Source organism: Neisseria sp. HMSC066H01, assembly GCF_001837375.1.
Taxonomy (GTDB): Bacteria; Pseudomonadota; Gammaproteobacteria; order Burkholderiales; family Neisseriaceae; genus Neisseria.
On sequence record NZ_KV832195.1, the window covers coordinates 512,264 to 530,730 of the forward strand.

Genomic DNA, 18,467 nt, shown 5'->3' on the forward strand with positions numbered 1-18,467 from the left:
CTTAGGCGTTTACGGCTGCAACAATTTTTTCGGCTGCGTCATTCAGGCCGTCTGCAGAAGTCAGTTTCAGACCTGATTCGTTCAGGATTTTCGCGCCGAGTTCGGCGTTGTTACCTTCCAAACGAACAACGACAGGAACGTTGACGTTGATTTCTTTAACGGCTGCCACGATGGCTTCCGCAATCATGTCGCAACGTACGATACCGCCGAAGATGTTGATCAATACGCCTTGAACGGATTTGTCTTCCAGAATCAGTTTGAACGCTTCAACCACGCGGTCTTTGGTTGCGCCTCCGCCGACGTCCAAGAAGTTGGCAGGTTGGCCGCCTTTGAGTTTGATGATGTCCATAGTAGCCATCGCCAAACCTGCGCCGTTCACCATACAGCCGATGTTGCCTTCCAGGGCAACATAGTTCAGGTCGAATTCGGAAGCTTTCAGCTCACGTTCGTTTTCTTGAGATTTGTCGCGCAAAGCGGCAATTTTCGGCAGGCGGTAGAGCGCGTTGCTGTCGATGCCGATTTTGCCGTCCACACAGGCCAAGTCGCCGTTTTCGCGAACTGCCAATGGGTTTACTTCAAACAGGGCGAAGTCGTTTTCGACAAACGCTTTGTACGCGCCGGTCATCAGTTTGACGAACTCGTTGATTTGTTTGTCTTTCAAGCCCAGTTGGAAGGCAACTTCGCGAGCTTGGCAAGGTTGCAGGCCGACCAGCGGATCAACGGTTACTTTGAAGATTTTTTCTGGAGTTTCGGCAGCAACTTTTTCAATTTCCACGCCGCCTTCGGTAGAAGCCATGAATGTAACGCGGCGGGTAGAACGGTCAACCACTGCGCCCAAGTACAGCTCGGTTTGAACCGGATACATGTCTTCGCAAACCAAAACGCTGTTGACAGGTTGGCCGTTGGCATCGGTTTGGTAAGTTACCAAGTTGGTGCCAATCAGGCTTTCAGCCACTTCTTTAGCTTCTTCGCGGCTTTTAACGACTTTTACGCCGCCCGCTTTACCGCGGCCGCCGGCGTGTACTTGTGCTTTGACAACAGCGAATTTGCCGCCCAATTTGTCGTAAGCTGCAGCGGCTTCTTCGCCGTTGTGTGCCAAAATACCGCCTTGTACGGGCAAACCGTAGCTAGCCAGCAGTTCTTTAGCCTGATACTCGTGTAAATTCATGGATTTCTCCTTAAGGTGAGTGGGTTTTAGGAATCGCCCTGCGGCCAATCCCATATTTTCAGACGGCCCTACTATTTACTGAAGGGCAACCACATCCGCGCCAGCAGATACATGGTTGCGCCGCCTCCTCCGAGAATAAAAAAGACAATGCCTTTTTTACGCGAATTCGGGCAGAGCAGATAAACGGCAAGGCTGAAACTGATAAACAACAATGCCACGCGCCAAACCAATTCTTTATCTTTGAAACGGTTGAGCGTATAAGTTTCGGTCATCATCACATACATTTGCCACAATGCGGCCATACACATGCTGATGATGCCCATCGGTATAAAGAAAATACCGACTATTTCTTTGTTCATAATGAATGTAAATGCTGTTTGTTTGTCTGACGGAATTATAAATCAGAAAACGAAGCTCTCGAAACATTCAATTTGTCGGAGGCCTTAAGGCCGTCTGAAAAGTTTCAGACGGCCTTAATGTCTATCAACCGTGCAAAGCGCGTTTGTCGGCCGCCAATGCAGCTTCGTGAACCACTTCGGACAAGGTTGGGTGGGCATGGATAATGCGGGCGATGTCTTCGCTGCTGGCGAAGAATTCGAGCGCAGTCACGCCTTCGGTAACCAATTCGCTGACAACCGGGCCAATCATGTGTACGCCCAAGATACGGTCGGTTTTGGCATCTGCCAATACTTTAACCGTACCTTTGGCTTTGCCCATTGCCAATGCGCGACCGTTTGCACCGAAACCTGAAGTACCTTTTTTGTACTCCACGCCTTCGGCTTTGAGCTGCTCTTCGGTTTTACCCACCCAAGCGATTTCAGGGTCGGTGTAAATCACGAATGGTACGTTGTTGAAGTCGATATGCGGTTTTTGACCGGCAATGCGCTCGGCAACGGCAACGCCTTCGTCGCTGGCTTTGTGTGCCAACATCGGGCCGCGAACCACGTCACCGATTGCCCATACATTAGGCAGGTTGGTACGGCATTCGCCGTCCACTTTGATAAAGCCGCGTTCGTCTTTTTCCAAACCGACGGCTTCGGCGTTCAGGCCTTTGGTGTTTGGAATACGGCCGATGGCAACGATCAGTTTGTCGAATACTTCGGTTTTGGCTTCGCCGGCAGCAGTTTCGTAAGCAACGGAAACGCCCTTGCCTTCAGATTTGATGTCGCCGATTTTCACGCCCAATTCGATGTTCAAACCTTGCTCTTTGGTAAAGTATTTGAAGGCTTCTTTGGCGATTTGTTGGTCGGCGGCAGCCAGGAAGGTCGGCGCGGCTTCAAGAATGGTAACTTCCGCACCCACGCGGTTCCATACGGAACCCATTTCCAAACCAATCACGCCGGAACCGATCACGCCGAGTTTGGCAGGCACTTCGGTCAGGTTCAATGCACCTTCGTTGTCCAATACGTTCACGTTGTCGATGGCGACTTGTGGCAGCGGACGCGGTACGGAACCGGTCGCTACGATGACGTGTTTGGCTTCGATAACGGTTTTCTCGCCTTTGTTATCGACTTCGATTTGGTAAGCATCGCCGTTTTTACCGGCAAAGGAAGCAGTACCGAACAGGCTGGTTACTTTGTTTTTTTGGAACAGGAATTTCACGCCGCCGGTCAGTTTGGTCACGATGGCATCTTTGCGCTCAATCATTTTGGCCGCGTCGAATTTTACGTCGCCGACAGTGATACCGTGTTCGGCAAACTCGTGTTGCGCTGCGTGGAAATGTTCGCTGGATTGCAACAGGGCTTTAGAAGGGATACAGCCTACGTTCAAGCAAGTACCGCCCAAGGCAGGGGCATCGCCAGCTTTGTTGACGCCTGCATCGACGCAAGCGGTTTTAAAACCCAGTTGCGCGGCACGGATGGCGGCAACGTATCCGCCCGGGCCTGCACCAATCACTACTACATCATATTGAGACATCGTGTCATCCTTTGCTTTTTGCAGTATCTCAAAATAAAAACGATACTTTTTGTTTCTTTTTTATTTTGAATGACTGCGTTTTGATGGTTTTAAGAAAAGGCCGTCTGAAAGTCCATATCTGTCGATTCATTCGAATCAAATGTTTCAGACGGCCTCAATCGTTCGTTGAGACTATTGTAGCACGATACTACATTACGCTACATCTAAATAAAATTTCAGACGGCCTTTTCATTAATAAATAAAAGGCCGTCTGAAACGATTACAGATCCAACAACAGGCGGGCTGGGTCTTCCAACGCGTCTTTAATGGCTACCAAGGTCAATACAGCTTCGCGACCATCGATGATACGGTGGTCGTAAGACAGAGCCAGATACATCATTGGACGGACAACAACTTGGCCGTTTTCAACCACAGCGCGCTCTTTAGTAGCGTGCATACCCAAAATCGCAGATTGAGGCGGGTTGATGATTGGGGTAGACATCATAGAACCGAAAGTACCGCCGTTGGTAATACTGAATGTACCACCGGTCAGGTCTTCAATAGCAATTTTGCCGTCTTTGGCTTTTTTCGCGTAATCAACAATTGCTTGTTCGATGTCGGCAATGCTCATTTGGTCGGCATCACGCAGGATCGGTACAACCAAACCGCGTGGGCTGCCAATTGCAATACCGATGTCGAAGTAGCCGTGGTACACGATGTCTTTGCCGTCAACAGAAGCATTCACAACCGGGTATTTTTTCAGGGCGGCAACAGCAGCTTTAACGAAGAAGGACATAAAGCCCAGTTTCACGCCGTGTTCTTTCTCAAATTTTTCTTTGTACTTCGCACGCAAGTCCATGATTGGTTTCATGTTGACTTCGTTGAATGTGGTCAGAATGGCGTTTTCTTGTTGAGAAGCCAAGAGGCGTTCTGCAACGCGGGCACGCAGGCGGCTCATTGGTACGCGTTCTTCAGGACGTGCGCCGGCAGGAAGTGCAACGGCAGGAGCAGCGGCTGCGGCAGGTTTGGCAGCGGCATTTTGTACGTCTTCTTTCAATACGCGACCGTCACGGCCGGAACCTTGCAATGCGTTCACGTCAACACCGGTCTCGGCAGCCAGTTTGGCAGCGGCAGGCATAGCGGCGTTATTTTGTGCAGCAGCTGGGGCTGCTTCGGCAGGCGCGGCGGCAGGTGCTTCAGCAGCGGCGGTAGCGGCTGTATCGATACGAGCCAAAACTTGGTCGGCAACAACGGTTTCACCGTCTTGCGCTACGATTTCAACCAATACGCCGGCTTGTGGAGAAGGTACTTCCAAAACCACTTTGTCAGTTTCGATATCGATCAGGATTTCGTCACGGGCAACTGCTTCGCCAACTTTTTTCTTCCATTCCAAGAGCGTGCCTTCAGATACGCTTTCAGACAGCATAGGTACTTTTACATCAATAATCATTTTGTGTCTCCAATGGCCCTTTCAGACGGCCTGTTGTGTGTTTTTAATTCTGCATATAGGCATTCCGCCTGAACAATTTCAAACGGAATGCCACTAGGCTTACAACGTCAAAGCGTCTTCAACCAATTGTTTCAATTGAGCAATGTGTTTGCTTGAGTAGCCCACTGCAGGCGATGCGCTGCTTGGACGACCGGCATAAGACAGTTTTTGCTCTTCGCTGATAACGCCTTCGATGCGGTGGCGGATTTGGTAGAACGCGCCTTGGTTTTTCGGCTCTTCTTGCGCCCAAACCACAGATTTTGCGTTCGGATATTTCGCCAGTTCAGCTTTAACCTCTTCGTATGGGAACGGATACAGCTGCTCAACGCGGACAATCGCAACATCATCTTCCAGTTTACGCTCGGCACGGCCAGCTTCCAAGTCATAGTAAACCTGACCGGCACACAAGACTACGCGTTTCACGCTGTCGTTGCTTGCGCGTTCGGCAGTATCACCGATAACCGGACGGAAAGTCGAACCTTCGGTGAAGTTTTCCAGCGGGCTCATTGCACCTTTGAAGCGCAACAGGCGTTTGGACATGAAAATCACCAGCGGTTTGCGGTATGAACCCAAGACTTGGCGTTGCAAGAGGTGGAACATTTGCGACGCTTCAGACGGCATGATGACTTGCATATTGTTTTCAGAACACAGTTGCAACCAACGTTCTACGCGTGCAGAAGAGTGCTCAGGGCCTTGACCGTCGTAGCCGTGCGGCAGGATGGTGGTCAGACCGCACAAGCGACCCCACTTGGTTTCGCCTGAGGACAGGAATTGGTCAATAGTCACTTGCGCACCGTTGGCGAAGTCACCGAATTGAGCTTCCCAAATGGTCAGCTTGTCAGGTGCGGAGCAGGCAAAGCCGTACTCGAACGCCATCACGGCTTCTTCGTTCAAAATGGAGTCGATAACCAGGAACTCGCCCATGCCTTCGCCCATATGGCGCAGAGGAACATAAGTACCGTCGTCCCATTTTTCACGGTTTTGGTCGTGCAATACTGCATGACGGTGTGAGAATGTACCGCGGCCGGAGTCCTCACCGGAGATACGCACGCCATGACCTTTAGTCAGCAGGCTTGCGTATGCGAGGGTTTCGGCCATACCCCAGTCGATAGGCTGTTTGCCGGATGCCATGGCTTTACGCGCTTCGATCACACGTTTTGCAGTCGGATGCAGGGCAAAGCCTTCCGGTACAGCGGTGAATTTCTCGGTAAGACGCTCGATGTCAGCGGCAGGCAAACCGGTTTCGATTTTTTCGCGCCAATCTTTGCCTTGGTATTTGCTCCAGTCGATTTGTGTGCGTTGGAAGTTGCTCAAAGTTGTTTGTTCAACATGTTCGCCTTTGTCCAAAGCATCACGGTAGGCTTGGATGTAACCGTCAGCCTCAGCTTGGGTGACCACGCCTTCGGCAATCAGTTGCTCGGTGTACAAAGCACGCGCACCCGGGTGTTGCGATACTTTTTTGTACATCATCGGTTGTGTCAAGGTCGGATCATCACCCTCGTTGTGGCCCCATTTACGGTAGCAGACAACGTCGATTACGATGTCTTTATGGAATTTTTTGCGGTAATCCAAAGCGGCTTGGATGGCAAAGCAAACGCGTTCAGGGTCATCGCCGTTCACGTGGATAACCGGAGCGGAAACCATTTTCGCGATATCGGTACAGTGTACGGTAGAACGGGTATCGCGGGTATCGGAAGTGGTAAAGCCGATTTGGTTGTTGATCACGATGTGAACGGTACCGCCGGTGGTATAACCGCGTGTTTTAGACAGGTTGAATGTTGCTTGGTTAACACCCAAACCGATAAATGCAGAGTCACCGTGAATCAATACCGGCAAAACTTTATCGCGGCCGTTTTCGCCCAAACGTTTTTGTTTGGCGCGCGCAGAACCTTCCACTACCGGGTTAACAATTTCCAAGTGTGACGGGTTAAATGCCAAAGAAACATGCATTGGACCGTGTGGCGTAGCGATGTCGGAGCTAAAGCCCATGTGGTATTTCACGTCGCCGCTAGGCAATTTGATTTCGGCACGGCCTTCAAACTCAGCAAACAGATCGGCCGGTTTTTTGCCCAAAATGTTAACCAAAACATTCAGACGGCCACGGTGTGCCATACCGATGATGACTTCTTCCACGCCGTCTTTACCGGCGTTTTGAATCAGGTAGTTCAAACCGGCAATCGCGCTTTCACCACCTTCGACACTGAAACGTTTTTGACCGACATATTTGGTATGCAGATAACGTTCCAAAGTCTCAGCAGCGGTCATTTCTTTCAAGATACGGCGTTTTTGATCGGCATTGTAATGCGGTGTGGACAATACGCTTTCAAAATAATTGCGCACCCAACGACGCTCTTCAGTATTGGGAATATAGATATATTCCAATGCAATGTGGCCGCAGTAGGTTTGTTTCAGATTGCTGATGATTTGGGAAAGAGGCAATTTGCCTTGACCGGAAAAGTCACCCTCGCCCATATTGAATTGAAGCGCCATGTCGGCATCAGACAGACCGTGGAATTTAGGGTCGAGTGCTTCGATGTTTTGAGGGGGGATACGTTTGAGCGGATCAAGTTGGGCCGCACCCACGCCTTGAATACGATAGGCAGAAATCAGTCGCAAAACGCTGACTTGCTTTTTCATCATTGCCTCATCCACACCGCCTGCAACAGCAGATGCAATTTTCTTTTTAGCCAAAGTGGCAAATGATTCACGAATCGGTGTGTGGGCAACATCGACAGCGACTGCGCCCGGCTGTTTACTCAAATCTGTAAAATACTGTTTCCATTTTTCATCGACAGATTCCGGGTTTTCCAGAAACTTTTCATACAACTCCTCGATGTATGGCGCATTAGAACCAAACAGATAAGAGAAATTGAGTTTTTCGTCCATCATGGCGTGAGCTCTTTTCTTTAAAATATAAACAAAGGGTAGAATCCCGTGTTCTCCGAACGGAATTCAGGCCGTCTGAAATGACACTTTATTCTACCCTATTTTAAATCAAATTACCTGTTATCAACTTAATTAATTACGGGTCAACCTCATTGAAAACAACAATTCGATTTTTTCAAACGACTTTTCAACAATATATTAATATATTGTCTGTTAGCGCTTATCCACCGGAACATAATCACGACGTTCCGCACCGGTATACAGTTGACGTGGGCGGCCGATTTTCAGTGTCGGATCGCTAATCATTTCATGCCAATGTGAAATCCAGCCTACACTGCGGGACAACGCAAAGATAACGGTAAACATTTCGGTCGGAATACCTAATGCGGACAAAACGATGCCGGAGTAGAAATCGACGTTTGGATACAGTTTGCGTTCGACAAAGAATGGGTCTTTCAGTGCAATTTGTTCCAATTCCATTGCCAGTTTGAATTTCGGACTGTCTTCCAAACCCAACTCTTTCAAGACTTCATAGCAGGTTTCGCGCATGATGCTGGCGCGCGGGTCCATATTGCGGTATACGCGATGACCGAAGCCCATCAGGCGGTATTTGCGTTGTTTCACACCTTCCATGTATTCGGCAACATTCGAAACATCGCCGATTTCATCCAGCATTTTCAACACGGCTTCGTTTGCACCGCCGTGTGAAGCACCCCACAGGCAAGCGATACCGGCTGCGATACAGGCAAACGGGTTCGCGCCGGAAGAACCGGCCAAACGTACGGTTGAAGTTGACGCATTTTGCTCATGATCGGCATGCAAAATAAAGATGCGGTCGAGTGCGCGGGCCAATACTGGATTAGGTTTGTATTCTTCACATGGTGTGGCAAACATCATGTGCAAGAAGTTTTCAGCATAGGAAAGGTTATTTTTTGGATAATTGAACGGCAAACCGTTGGAATAACGGTAACACATTGCCGCAATGGTCGGAATTTTGGAGATTAAGCGGTAAATCGCGATTTTGCGGTGTTCAGGATTGGTAATATCCAAGCTATCTTGATAGAACGCAGACAGCGCGCCAACCACACCCACCATCATCGCCATCGGGTGCGCATCACGGCGGAAACCACGGAAGAACCAAGTCAACTGTTCATGCACCATAGTATGGTGGCTGACTGTAGCATCAAATTCTTTTTTCTGTTCGGGCGTAGGCAGCTCGCCGTAGATCAACAGGTAGCAAACTTCCAAGTAATCAGATTTTTCGGCCAGCTGCTCGATAGGATAACCACGGTAATACAACAGACCTTCATCGCCATCAATATAAGTGATTTTAGATTCGCAACTTGCAGTTGAAACGAATCCGGGGTCGAAGGAAAACAGACCTGTATTTTTAGTCAAAGTACGGATATCAACCACATCATGGCCGATACTTGCTTCCAATACTGGCAGTTCCAAGGTCTCTTGATTTGGGGTGGTGAGCTTGACTGATTTAGACATTCTTAAACTCCTTTGTAGGTTGGGGCTTTCGTTGCCGTCTAAGCGGCACGGTCTTTTTTTCAGACGGCCTCCGTATGGAAAGAGCTTGTTCGGATCGGTATCGCAAACAAGCTCTATAACACATCATGCCTGTCTGATTTTTTCAAGCATGGGAATCAGGTGCTTCTTGTCCGTCGCCGAATGTCCGTTAATCAAGGCAAGCAATTCTTGGTCTTGAAATTCGAGGATTTCGGAAAATTCGGACAATTCCTGATCACTCAGGTGCTCGAATTCTTTTTCCATGAACCTGCCGAAGATTAAATCTAATTCCAATAATCCCCGGCGGGTTTGAAAACGGATTTTCCGTTTGGCAATATCGTCAAAAACCATCATTTCTTAAACGGCTCGTTTCAACATAATCTCTTTAATCTTACCGATGGCTCGGGTCGGATTCAAGTGTTTAGGACATACGTCTACGCAGTTCATAATGGTGTGGCAGCGGAACAAACGGTATGGGTCGTTCAAATTATCCAAACGCTCATTAGTAATGGTATCGCGGCTGTCCGCAATGAAGCGGTAAGCATTCAGCAAACCGGACGGACCAACGAATTTATCAGGATTCCACCAGAATGACGGGCAGGCAGTCGAGCAGCAGGCACACAAAATACATTCGTACAAACCGTCCAACTCTTTACGCTCTTCCTGAGTTTGCAAACGCTCTTTGTCCGCATCAATCGGATTGTCGTTGACAACATAAGGTTTGATGGAATGATATTGTTTGAAGAATTGGGTCATGTCCACAATTAGGTCGCGGATAACAGGCAGACCCGGCAGAGGACGGATTTTGACCGGCTGTTTCAGGCTGCGCAAATCAGTCAGACATGCCAAGCCGTTTTTGCCGTTGATGTTCATACCGTCAGAACCGCAAATACCTTCGCGGCAAGAACGGCGGAAAGACAATGTATCGTCTTGTGCTTTCAGGCGCACCAAAGCGTCCAAAAGTTTAACGTCGGTTGGTTCCAATTCCAACTCGTAACGTTGCATATAAGGCTTGGCATCAACGTCCGGGTTGTAACGGTAAATTTCAAAACTCATTTTTTCCATGAGAAGTGTTCCTTTTCTCATAAACTGCCCAATGATTTTGTATTATGGATTCAGGCAGTTCAATGTGGGTATGGTTAGGTTTCAGACGGCCTCCAAGATAAAGGCCGTCTGAAAACTCATCAATAAACGCGTTTGGCCGGTTTGATGTATTCCACGCTCAAAGGCTTGGTATGTACCGGTTTGTAAGACAAAGTATTGGTATCTGAATGATACAGGGTATGTTTCATCCAGTTTTCGTCATCACGCTCAGGATGGTCGTCTGAAGCGTGCGCGCCGCGCGATTCTTTACGTGCTTCGGCAGACACCAAAGTCGCTTTCGCTACTTCAATCAGATTATCCAATTCCAAAGCTTCGATACGCGCGGTATTCCACACTTTGCTCTTATCTTTGATTTCAGTACGTTTCACACGCTCGGCAATCGCCATGATTTCTCGAACGCCTTTGCTCAGAATCTCATCGGTACGGAACACGCCGGCATGCAGTTGTACGGAGCGTTGCAGTTCGCGACGCAAGGCATCAACGTTTTCACCGCCGGTTTGGTTGTCCAAACGCTCGATACGTTGACGGGTCAACTCGCCGGCATTAGCAGGCAGAGGTTTCCAACCGCTTTGCTCTTTGATGAATTTAATCATGCTGTCGCCGGCAGCTTTACCGAATACCACCAAGTCCAACAAGGAGTTGGTACCCAAGCGGTTCGCACCGTGTACGGAAGCACAGGCGCACTCACCTGCGGCATACAGGCCTTTTACAGGCACTTCGTATTCGTCGCCTTGAGGAACAACAACTTCGCCATGGTAGTTAGTCGGAATACCACCCATCATGTAGTGGGTAGTCGGTACGACAGGAATCGGGTCTTTAATCGGGTCGATACCGGCAAACTGAATGGAAATCTCGCGGATGCCCGGCAGTTTTTCCATAATTTTTTCTGCACCGATATGGTCGATTTTCAGCAATACGTGGTCTTTGTTTTTACCACAGCCGCGACCTTCGTAGATTTCCATTGCCATTGCACGGGAAACCACGTCACGGGAAGCCAAGTCTTTTACGGTTGGGGCATAACGTTCCATAAAGCGTTCGCCGTTGGCGTTCAACAAAATACCGCCTTCACCGCGCACACCCTCGGTAATCAACACGCCTGCACCGGCCACACCAGTCGGGTGGAATTGCCAGAATTCCATGTCTTCCAACGGAATACCTGCACGAGCACAAATACCCAAACCATCACCGGTATTCATATAGGCATTGGTAGAAGAAGCATAAATACGGCCACCACCACCGGTAGCAAACATCACAGCCTTAGCATGGAAAATATAAACTTCGCCGGTTTCCATTTCCATGGCAGTTACACCGACTACGTCGCCATTTTCATCACGAATCAAATCTTGCGCTGTCCATTCCACAAAGAATTGTGTATTGGCACGGACGTTTTGTTGGTACAAAGTATGCAACATCGCATGACCGGTACGGTCGGCAACCGCACATGCACGTTCTACCGCACGTTTACCATGTTCGGCAGTATGGCCACCGAAAGGACGTTGGTAGATTTTGCCACTTTCCACACGGTCAAAAGGCATACCCATGTGTTCCAACTCAATTACGGCTTCAGGCGCAGCACGACACATAAACTCAATCGCATCTTGGTCGCCCAACCAGTCGGAACCTTTCACGGTATCGTACATATGCCAATCCCAACGGTCTTCCTGCACATTACCCAATGAAGCAGAAATACCACCTTGAGCCGCTACAGTATGAGAACGGGTCGGGAACACTTTAGACAAAACAGCACAATTCAGGCCGGATTTAGACAATTGGAGGGCTGCGCGTAAACCTGCACCACCACCGCCAACAATCACGGCATCAAACTTACGAACAGGAAAACTCATATTTACCCCCAAATTACTTTAACTGAATACACCAAGCAGCCTACCAACCAAACGATGGTGGCAACTTGTAAAAACAAACGCACGCCAAAAGGCTTAATGTAGTCCATCCACAAATCGCGGATACCTACCCACGCATGCAAAAATACGGCCAAGAAGCTCACTTGGGTAAATACTTTCACCCAAGTTTGATCAAAAAATGCCTGCCATGCCGAATATTCTTTAGGCAATGTGAACAAAACAACCAAAAGAACTACGGTGTACACCAACATGATGACCGCAGTTGCACGTTGCATTGCCCAATCGCGCAAACCGTAATGCGCACCTGTCAATTTACGTTCTACCATAACAAAGCTCCCAAAACGACGGTCAGAATCAAAGCAGAAGCAAATACAACTTTAGCAGTAGCACGGGCAGTATTTAATTCCAAGCCTTTGTGTACATCCAAAAACAGAAAGCGGATACCGGCGAAAAAGTGGTGCAGATATGCCCACAACAGACCGATAAGGATCAGCTTCACAAACGGATTGGAGATAGCAGAACGATATGCTTCAAACGACGCTTCGCGATCCAGCGTTCCAGAGAAGAAATACAAGAGAACAGGCAGCATCACAAACAAGCCGACGCCGCTGATACGGTGAAGAATAGATACAATCCCCGGTATGGGCAATCGGATATTCGGAATTTCCAAAAATACCGGGCGTGATTTGGCGGACATGGTCAGTTCCTCTAGATTTATTATCAGCTCAAAACCTATAGCTCAGCACTACAATAAGCTACATAAACCATAATTTACCTGTTTTATCTCATTTTGAACAGTGCAATTTATAAATGCTCTAATGATTTTTACCAAAAGACTAATAAAATCAAACAATCATTCTTAGATTTTTTTTTGCGTGGCTAGCCTTTTTTGTTACTTTCCTGCAATTAAGCCATCTCCCCATCAAATCACTTACGATAACATCATTATTGTTTGAGAATTGTATCTATTGTGAGATAAATTCTCACTCTTGATACCTAATCTTTACAAAGGCATAAGCCATTCTTAACTTATTACCATTGCATTATCATCACTACTCTTACATAGTTATACATTCAAAGACATTTCATCCATCTCTAGATGGACTAAAATACAGCACAACACCAACAATGTTTCCATACCTTATAAGGAAGCTGCATCATGACACACTCCCCTCATCAAAACACACCCGATCCGGAAGACTACATCCCCTCCTTCCGCCGTCGAAACTTAGACACATCCGGCTTCATGAAAAAACTCGGACGCTTTGCCGGACGCTTGGGCAAACCTGTCGTCCGCCAGCTTTATGCGCTTTATTATCTCTGGGAATCCGAACATACACCCAAACGCGCCAAAATGATTATTGTCGGCGCACTGGTTTACTTCCTCAGCCCTATCGACAGCATTCCCGACCTTCTGATTCCTTTTGGTTTCAGTGATGACATTGCCGTCATTGCGTTGGTTTATTCCCAAATGAAAAACTACCTGACCGAAGACATCAAAGAAAAAGCCCGTCAAGCGGCAGACAAGCTGTTTGGCTCTTGATTAGATAGAGTTCAACAATACCGATATAAAATGCAAAAAAGAAGGCCGTCTGAATATTCAGACGGCCTTCTCGATTTATGACTTTTTTTATTTCAAAGGTTGCATGCCCATAACTTCCATTAGGAAGTTGGTAAATGCAGGATTGCTTGGCTTGGTATCCATGTTTTTCCAGCGTTGTTGCCAACCGCGCAAAGCACCTTGGATGTACTGTTTGGATTGCTCGGTAGTAATCTCACCACGTTGGCTGTCAACGGCGGAACGCAGATAGACTTCATACATACTGTCATCGACAGAGTTGCGTCCCACTTGTTGGATACGGAAGCGGTTCAAATATTGGGCGGCCTGAACTTTGGTCAGGTTGCCTTGGCTCACTTGGGTACTCAAGCGGCGTGCTTCATCATGAATCTTGGAAACATCTGCCCAATGCGAAGGAGCCAAATGATAACCGGTAGCTGAAACTTGTGAATCAGCCTTAGGTTTTTTGACGTTGGTTGGTCGAACTGGCACTTCTTTCAAAGTTGGAACATAAATCGATTCACAACCGGCAAGTGCCGCTACGGCAAGGATAGGAAGAATGTATTTTTTCATAATGCGCATTATAAGCATGATTCGTTGAAGAAACCAACTTTTGAATAACGGTATTCAAAACAGATTAACTGAATTACAACAGATTTCATACGATATCTCAAGCCCATACGCAAAAAAGGCCGTCTGAAAACGGCCTTTTAACAACAATCCTATATTATGCCAAATCGGCAAACAGAGGTGTAGAAAGATAGCGCTCGCCATATGATGGCAACAAGACAACGATCAGCTTGCCTTCGTTTTCAGGTTTTTTGGCCAGTTGCAATGCGCTCCATACTGCCGCACCTGAAGAAATACCCACCAAAATGCCTTCTTTTTCGGCCATAGCGCGCGCAGTTTCAAACGCTGCCTCGTTAGGTACTTTGGAAATGCTGTCGTAAACAGTCGTATTCAAAACACTGGGGATAAAGCCTGCACCCAAACCTTGAATCGGATGCGGGCCTTTTTCGCCGCCACTCAATACTGGGGAAGCTTCAGGCTCGACAGCCACGATTTGAACTTCGGGTTTGTATTTTTTCAATACTTCGCCCACGCCGGTAATCGTACCGCCTGTACCCACACCGGCCACGAAAATATCCACTTTACCGTCTGTATCGCGCCAAATTTCTTCGGCAGTGGTTTTACGGTGAACTTCAGGATTGGCCTCGTTATCAAATTGGCGCGGCATGAAATAAGTGCTCGGATGTTCGTCCACCAAAGATTGGGCTTTAGCGATAGCACCTGCCATTCCTTCGGCAGCCGGTGTCAAAATCAGCTCTGCACCGAATGCACGCAGCAGCATTTTGCGTTCTTTACTCATGCTTTCAGGCATAGTAATCGCCAATTTATAACCGCGGGCCGCACACACCATTGCCAAACCGATACCGGTATTGCCGCTGGTCGCCTCAACGATAACGGTATCTTTATTGATTTTACCGGCCTGCTCCGCCGCTTCAATCATGGCTTCGGCAATACGGTCTTTCACGCTGCTGCCCGGATTGAAAAATTCAAGTTTAACGGCGATTTGCGCTTTCAAACCTTCAGTCAGACGGTTCAATTTCACCAAAGGTGTATTGCCGATCAGCTCGGTAATATTATTTGCAATTTTCATTTCCTGCTCCAGATTTAGATGTGATATAGCCTGCATATTAAACTCAGGCCGTCTGAAAAACCAATATCGAAAATTTCTTTCATTATAACTTTTAGTTTGATAACTTTTAGTTTGGATAAATTAATATCCGCCCCGTTCAAAAATCAAAGCCATGGCAACCACAGCCTGCATGACAACCGCAACCAGCCAACCCATTTGCAGCTGAGTGGCACTAAACAAAGCCGCCGACTGCTTACACACGACCACACGGTGCAGATAAAACACCAGCATCAACACGCCCTGCAAAACAAACCAATAAATCGGTTTCAAGGCATAAATTTTCAGCAAAGCCGCCCATGCAAAAACCGCGCCTGCCAATGGCAAGATGAAATAAACCACGCCCACCAAGAAAACAAAAGCCAAAGTCATGACAACATTGGAAACCGCAAATAAGGTCAAACCGGCATATTCGCCTGCCGACCAAAACTTTTTGTCTTCCGTTTTACTGCAGTCATCAATAAAGAAGAAAATACTGGCGATTGTCAGATAAAAATGAGGGATGAACAAAGGGCCTGTATGCGTAAAGCCCCACATTCCGGGCAACAAGCGCGCGCCCAGTGCCGAAATTCCCAGCCACAACAACACCGCAGCCCAAAGCCATTGAAACCGCTGCGCGCGAAAAATAAACACCAACGATACCGCAGCATACGCGACGGCAAACCAAAAATCCAAAGAAACCATCATGAATACTGCAACTCGCCTTCAAAAACGGTCTCAGCAGGGCCGGTCATTTGCACATCGCCGCCTTCTTCCCAACTGATAAACAATTCGCCGCCAGGCAGAGTAACACGCACAGGCACACCCGCTTTCAGCAAGCCATTGCGCACGCCTGCCACCACGGCCGCACACGCTCCGGTGCCGCAAGCCTGAGTTTCCCCCACTCCGCGTTCAAACACGCGCAGGCGGACTGACAATTCATCTTCAACTTGCAAAAAGCCGACATTGACCCGTTCAGGAAACTGCTCGTGAGATTCAATAACGCCGCCCCAATGCTCCACCGGTGCGGTTTCAACATCATCAACCAAAATCACCGCATGCGGATTACCCATATTCACGCAGCTTACCGGTACAGATTCCAAACCGACCAAGACAATATGTGTCAGCGCATCTTCATTTTCACCATGCGCAGGCACAAACGGAATTTCAGACGGCATGAAACGCGGTTTACCCATATTGACGGTAACCAAACCGTTATCCAACAGCTTCGGCACAATAATCCCTTTGGCCGTTTCGACCAAAATTTCCGTTTTATCCGTCAAACCCTTATCCGTGACAAAACGCGCAAAACAACGCGCACCATTGCCGCACTGCTCTACTTCCCGACCATCCGCATTGAAAATACGATACCGAAAATCGACCGCATCAGAAGAAGGCTTCTCCACCACCAAAAACTGATCAAATCCCACGCCGCGATAGCGGTCTGCCCATTGGGCCAACGGCGCTACCAACGGATCAAAGTCCTGCTCGATGGCATTGACCACCATAAAATCATTGCCCAAGCCGTGCATCTTCGTAAATTTTAAAGTTTTCATGATTCATTCACATTCTTATTAAATCATTATTCCGGCACATTCTACACCAGAATGATATATCCGTTTCTATCTTGTTTTTCAGACGGCCTTGCGCCCTTTTACCAATACTAACACCAGCCACCCCGCAAAAATACTATACTTCCAACATTACAAACATTTCTTATTACAAGGATACACATTATGAAAAAAGTTCTCTTACCTGCCCTTTTGGCCGCTTCACTCAGCGCATGTACAGTCGGCACGCCCGGCGTTTCCGTCGGCTTAGGCGTCGGCACCGGCATCGGCCGCCACGTCGGCCTGGGTACATCCATCGACATCCCTGTCGGCTTGGATAAAACCAAAACCACCAAAGGCACGGATTCAGACGGCATCCGTATCTTAGAAGAACAAATTGTGACCTATTTTGATGCACACGGCACACCCAGCAACAGCGCAGTCAAAGGCGGCTTCCATCGCCAACTGATCAGCAAACGCAACAACGAATATGTCGTCCAAGACTTTTACAGCGATAACAGCCAAAAACGCACGGACCCCTATGTCCTCAGCCGCAACCAGCTGATGCAGTTCCGCGCCACACCAAGCAACGGCTCGCTGACCACTTACGCCTACAACGGCACCGTGATGCAGCAACAAGTATTCCAAAACGGCAAATTGGTTAACGCCAAATACTAAAGGCCGTCTGAAACGGCTGGAAGCCTGTGAAACTTGATTACAAAATATTTTTAACATTCAAACATTTGAAATATTTTGCACCATTTTCTTGAAAATATGGATTGACACATTTTTTCCAGCCATTATAATACGCCCCATTCCCCGATAGCTCAGTCGGTAGAGCGACGGACTGTTAATCCGCAGGTCCCTGGTTCGAGCCCAGGTCGGGGAGCCAAATTTTAAAAGCCTGAACTTCTGTTCAGGCTTTTTTACATCAATAAAGAACGATTGTTCTTCCCAAAATAAAGCCCTGAATCCTCATGAAACCTTTGCAAAGGTCTCTATCTGCCAAACTGGCACGCCTTGCACCTACCCCACTTAGTTTGGCAAACAAGTGCAAACAGCCCGAAACCTTTTTCAGTCAGGTTTCGGGCTGTTTCGTTTTGAAATGGACAGCGTCTTTTCAGACGGCCTTAAACTTGACACATCATTTCACACACGGATTGTCCAAAACAACCGAGACATTGCGTTCGGCTTTGTTCATATACGTCATGTGGACTTTCTTGCCTTTGAATTCTGCTTCAACGACAGATTCCAGCGTGGCAACATCTCGGGTGAAGCCGAATTTTTTGTCGTTTGCGGCAATAAATTTGACGGGTTTGTCGCGGAACAACGAATAGAAAGAAACGCCTTTATTATCTGAGGTCACTGCGCATTGAGTTTTGCTGTCGGTGGCGATAACTGAGGAAAGCGTATGGGGCTTATGGGTGCGGTCGGCGAAGGTGGTGTAGGAATCATACGACCCGAAGCTGATTCTTAATGCGAAAGTATTGCCAAGCCATTCATGGCTTATCCTGTCTTCAGGGAGATTTTTTTCGATGGCTTTTTTGCCTGCAAAGAAAGAGCATTCTTGGGTTTTGTGGTTGCAGATTTTTCTGACGCTGAACTGCTTATCCGGAGAAGTAATGACAGTTTCAGCGGCAAGACTGTTTGCGCTTGCTGCGGTGAGTATACAGCTTAAAAGAAGTGAGCGGATGGGAAGGGACGGTTTCATTTTATTTGGTGTGTCGGTTGGTTTTTATAGTGGATTAAATTTAAATCAGGACA

The 18,467-nt window shown here is 47.9% G+C and carries 18 protein-coding genes and 1 tRNA gene; 3 read left to right on the top strand and 16 right to left on the bottom strand.

Annotated elements, in window-relative coordinates; all coding sequences use genetic code 11:
- Position 1: 1 nt before the first annotated feature.
- From sucC to sdhC, 11 genes are all read right to left on the bottom strand, one after another.
- Complete coding sequence (sucC, locus tag HMPREF2551_RS09215; protein WP_314060953.1) at positions 2-1,222, bottom strand: ADP-forming succinate--CoA ligase subunit beta; 1,221 nt, start codon at positions 1,220-1,222, stop codon at positions 2-4.
- 17 nt (positions 1,223-1,239) lie between these two features.
- The gene (locus HMPREF2551_RS09220) at positions 1,240-1,527 is read right to left on the bottom strand and encodes a hypothetical protein (RefSeq protein ID WP_004519272.1); all 288 of its coding nucleotides are present in this window, start codon (positions 1,525-1,527) and stop codon (positions 1,240-1,242) included.
- A 124-nt stretch (positions 1,528-1,651) separates the two neighbouring features.
- On the bottom strand, positions 1,652-3,085 hold the full coding sequence (gene lpdA / locus HMPREF2551_RS09225; RefSeq protein WP_003745605.1) for a dihydrolipoyl dehydrogenase: 1,434 nt from the start codon (positions 3,083-3,085) through the stop codon (positions 1,652-1,654).
- A 259-nt stretch (positions 3,086-3,344) separates the two neighbouring features.
- A complete protein-coding gene (gene odhB, locus HMPREF2551_RS09230; protein ID WP_070838612.1) occupies positions 3,345-4,514 on the bottom strand; it encodes a 2-oxoglutarate dehydrogenase complex dihydrolipoyllysine-residue succinyltransferase in 1,170 nt (389 codons plus the stop codon).
- A gap of 99 nt (positions 4,515-4,613) precedes the next feature.
- Positions 4,614-7,442 (bottom strand): 2-oxoglutarate dehydrogenase E1 component, encoded by a 2,829-nt coding sequence (locus HMPREF2551_RS09235; RefSeq protein WP_070838614.1) that lies wholly within the window; start codon positions 7,440-7,442, stop codon positions 4,614-4,616.
- A gap of 210 nt (positions 7,443-7,652) precedes the next feature.
- Complete coding sequence (gene gltA / locus HMPREF2551_RS09240; protein ID WP_070838616.1) at positions 7,653-8,936, bottom strand: citrate synthase; 1,284 nt, start codon at positions 8,934-8,936, stop codon at positions 7,653-7,655.
- Positions 8,937-9,059: 123 nt separating this feature from the next.
- Positions 9,060-9,308: an FAD assembly factor SdhE gene (locus HMPREF2551_RS09245; protein ID WP_003678830.1), complete on the bottom strand. Its 249-nt coding sequence runs from the start codon at positions 9,306-9,308 to the stop codon at positions 9,060-9,062.
- Between the two features lie 3 nt (positions 9,309-9,311).
- Positions 9,312-10,019 (bottom strand): succinate dehydrogenase iron-sulfur subunit, encoded by a 708-nt coding sequence (locus HMPREF2551_RS09250; RefSeq protein ID WP_003678833.1) that lies wholly within the window; start codon positions 10,017-10,019, stop codon positions 9,312-9,314.
- Between the two features lie 119 nt (positions 10,020-10,138).
- Positions 10,139-11,902, bottom strand: coding sequence for a succinate dehydrogenase flavoprotein subunit (sdhA, locus tag HMPREF2551_RS09255; protein WP_003745594.1), 1,764 nt, complete (start codon positions 11,900-11,902; stop codon positions 10,139-10,141).
- Between the two features lie 2 nt (positions 11,903-11,904).
- Entirely contained in the window at positions 11,905-12,246 is a 342-nt protein-coding gene (gene sdhD / locus HMPREF2551_RS09260; protein ID WP_004519264.1) for a succinate dehydrogenase, hydrophobic membrane anchor protein, read from the bottom strand.
- Entirely contained in the window at positions 12,240-12,617 is a 378-nt protein-coding gene (gene sdhC, locus HMPREF2551_RS09265; protein ID WP_003686156.1) for a succinate dehydrogenase, cytochrome b556 subunit, read from the bottom strand. The genes sdhD and sdhC overlap by 7 nt, the downstream gene beginning before the upstream one ends.
- Before the next feature lie 462 nt (positions 12,618-13,079).
- On the opposite strand from sdhC, the gene HMPREF2551_RS09270 reads away from it, so the two are divergent.
- Positions 13,080-13,463 (top strand): YkvA family protein, encoded by a 384-nt coding sequence (locus HMPREF2551_RS09270; protein ID WP_070838618.1) that lies wholly within the window; start codon positions 13,080-13,082, stop codon positions 13,461-13,463.
- Between the two features lie 87 nt (positions 13,464-13,550).
- Here HMPREF2551_RS09270 and HMPREF2551_RS09275 read toward each other — a convergent pair whose 3' ends face one another.
- The 4 genes from HMPREF2551_RS09275 to dapF form a co-directional block, all read right to left on the bottom strand.
- Positions 13,551-14,060, bottom strand: a complete 510-nt coding sequence (locus HMPREF2551_RS09275) for a membrane lipoprotein lipid attachment site-containing protein (protein WP_070838620.1) — start codon at positions 14,058-14,060, stop codon at positions 13,551-13,553.
- Between the two features lie 145 nt (positions 14,061-14,205).
- Positions 14,206-15,138 carry a cysteine synthase A gene (gene cysK / locus HMPREF2551_RS09280; RefSeq protein ID WP_143128528.1) on the bottom strand — a complete coding sequence of 311 codons (933 nt, stop codon included), beginning with the start codon at positions 15,136-15,138 and terminating at the stop codon, positions 14,206-14,208.
- 120 nt (positions 15,139-15,258) lie between these two features.
- Entirely contained in the window at positions 15,259-15,861 is a 603-nt protein-coding gene (locus HMPREF2551_RS09285; RefSeq protein WP_070838622.1) for a hypothetical protein, read from the bottom strand.
- Positions 15,858-16,709 (bottom strand): diaminopimelate epimerase, encoded by an 852-nt coding sequence (dapF, locus tag HMPREF2551_RS09290; protein ID WP_070838623.1) that lies wholly within the window; start codon positions 16,707-16,709, stop codon positions 15,858-15,860. The genes HMPREF2551_RS09285 and dapF overlap by 4 nt, the downstream gene beginning before the upstream one ends.
- Positions 16,710-16,889: 180 nt before the next feature.
- Between dapF and HMPREF2551_RS09295 the strand changes: the two genes are divergently transcribed.
- Positions 16,890-17,381: a NemA protein gene (locus HMPREF2551_RS09295; RefSeq protein WP_070838624.1), complete on the top strand. Its 492-nt coding sequence runs from the start codon at positions 16,890-16,892 to the stop codon at positions 17,379-17,381.
- 138 nt (positions 17,382-17,519) lie between these two features.
- Positions 17,520-17,595 (top strand) — tRNA-Asn (locus HMPREF2551_RS09300).
- A gap of 252 nt (positions 17,596-17,847) precedes the next feature.
- On the opposite strand, the gene HMPREF2551_RS09305 is transcribed toward HMPREF2551_RS09300, so the two are convergent.
- A complete protein-coding gene (locus tag HMPREF2551_RS09305; RefSeq protein ID WP_070838626.1) occupies positions 17,848-18,414 on the bottom strand; it encodes a hypothetical protein in 567 nt (188 codons plus the stop codon).
- Between the last annotated feature and the right edge of the window lie 53 nt (positions 18,415-18,467).

Bases quoted from the DNA above. Each gene is read 5' to 3' on its own strand.
- HMPREF2551_RS09305 (WP_070838626.1), bottom strand. From the start codon at position 18,414: ATGAAACCGTCCCTTCCCATCCGCTCACTTCTTTTAAGCTGTATACTC.
- sdhA (WP_003745594.1), bottom strand. From the start codon at position 11,902: ATGAGTTTTCCTGTTCGTAAGTTTGATGCCGTGATTGTTGGCGGTGGT.
- lpdA (WP_003745605.1), bottom strand. From the start codon at position 3,085: ATGTCTCAATATGATGTAGTAGTGATTGGTGCAGGCCCGGGCGGATAC.
- dapF (WP_070838623.1), bottom strand. From the start codon at position 16,709: ATGAAAACTTTAAAATTTACGAAGATGCACGGCTTGGGCAATGATTTT.
- sucC (WP_314060953.1), bottom strand. From the start codon at position 1,222: ATGGGATTGGCCGCAGGGCGATTCCTAAAACCCACTCACCTTAAGGAG.
- HMPREF2551_RS09235 (WP_070838614.1), bottom strand. From the start codon at position 7,442: ATGATGGACGAAAAACTCAATTTCTCTTATCTGTTTGGTTCTAATGCG.
- odhB (WP_070838612.1), bottom strand. From the start codon at position 4,514: ATGATTATTGATGTAAAAGTACCTATGCTGTCTGAAAGCGTATCTGAA.
- HMPREF2551_RS09250 (WP_003678833.1), bottom strand. From the start codon at position 10,019: ATGGAAAAAATGAGTTTTGAAATTTACCGTTACAACCCGGACGTTGAT.
- HMPREF2551_RS09285 (WP_070838622.1), bottom strand. From the start codon at position 15,861: ATGATGGTTTCTTTGGATTTTTGGTTTGCCGTCGCGTATGCTGCGGTA.
- sdhD (WP_004519264.1), bottom strand. From the start codon at position 12,246: ATGGTAGAACGTAAATTGACAGGTGCGCATTACGGTTTGCGCGATTGG.
- sdhC (WP_003686156.1), bottom strand. From the start codon at position 12,617: ATGTCCGCCAAATCACGCCCGGTATTTTTGGAAATTCCGAATATCCGA.
- HMPREF2551_RS09220 (WP_004519272.1), bottom strand. From the start codon at position 1,527: ATGAACAAAGAAATAGTCGGTATTTTCTTTATACCGATGGGCATCATC.
- HMPREF2551_RS09245 (WP_003678830.1), bottom strand. From the start codon at position 9,308: ATGATGGTTTTTGACGATATTGCCAAACGGAAAATCCGTTTTCAAACC.
- cysK (WP_143128528.1), bottom strand. From the start codon at position 15,138: ATGAAAATTGCAAATAATATTACCGAGCTGATCGGCAATACACCTTTG.
- HMPREF2551_RS09270 (WP_070838618.1), top strand. From the start codon at position 13,080: ATGACACACTCCCCTCATCAAAACACACCCGATCCGGAAGACTACATC.
- gltA (WP_070838616.1), bottom strand. From the start codon at position 8,936: ATGTCTAAATCAGTCAAGCTCACCACCCCAAATCAAGAGACCTTGGAA.
- HMPREF2551_RS09295 (WP_070838624.1), top strand. From the start codon at position 16,890: ATGAAAAAAGTTCTCTTACCTGCCCTTTTGGCCGCTTCACTCAGCGCA.
- HMPREF2551_RS09275 (WP_070838620.1), bottom strand. From the start codon at position 14,060: ATGCGCATTATGAAAAAATACATTCTTCCTATCCTTGCCGTAGCGGCA.